The organism is Oleiphilus sp. HI0079, assembly GCF_001635105.1.
Genome location: NZ_LWFT01001242.1, coordinates 1 through 695, shown reverse-complemented (window position 1 = coordinate 695; position 695 = coordinate 1). Strand labels below are relative to the sequence as shown.

At 48.1% G+C, this 695-nt stretch carries 2 protein-coding genes; both read left to right on the top strand.

Annotation, left to right across the window (positions count from 1 at the left end; translation table 11 throughout):
- A partial coding sequence (locus A3750_RS21915; protein WP_231871917.1) for a PEP-CTERM sorting domain-containing protein occupies positions 1–393 on the top strand: 393 nt, incomplete at its 5' end.
- 101 nt (positions 394–494) lie between these two features.
- Positions 495–695 (top strand): phage tail protein (locus A3750_RS21910; RefSeq protein ID WP_197475230.1); only part of this gene is annotated, 201 nt, incomplete at its 3' end.

Genomic DNA, 695 nt, shown 5'->3' with positions numbered 1-695 from the left:
CGGTTTGCGGGAGGGGATAGCTTCGACATGACGTTTGGCTCGGCCCAATCGGCCATTGGCTTGTACATTCATATCGGCTTTGAATCACTTCTTTTTGATAACGATATAACGCTAACAACGAATACTGGTCTCGTCGCTAATCTGTCTGCGAACGCGGATCAACAGCTACTAGACGGCGAAGCCTATTTCATCGGCCTGTATTCCGACTCAGCAGCAGACGCGTTCACTAGCGTCTCATTTTCAAGTTTCCCAGAAGACTATTATTTCAACGTGGATGACATCACCTTTGCCCAAATGTCATCTCCACCGGGCGCCGTCTCAGAGCCGAGCTCGCTAATCTTGCTTAGCCTTGCTTTGGGAGGATTGATTCGATTGCGAAAATCGACCTGCTAACGCACTTGAGATGATCGATCGATACAAAATGACATAACTCTTGATGAGTGTTGTTTGTAGTACTCAAAAGGATCCGAAAAACATGCTCACAGGAGAGAGCAATGAAACAAACACTAAAAACGCTAATCGCCGGCGCTGCATTAACGGTAGCCGCCACTTCCGCAACTCACGTCTCTGCAGAGCCCTTTTTAGGCGAGATTGCTTGGGTACCTTACAATTTCGCCCCTCGTGGTTGGCAATTCTGTGATGGCCAACTGCTTCCAATTAACCAATATAGCGCCCTATTTTCATTGCTCGGCACC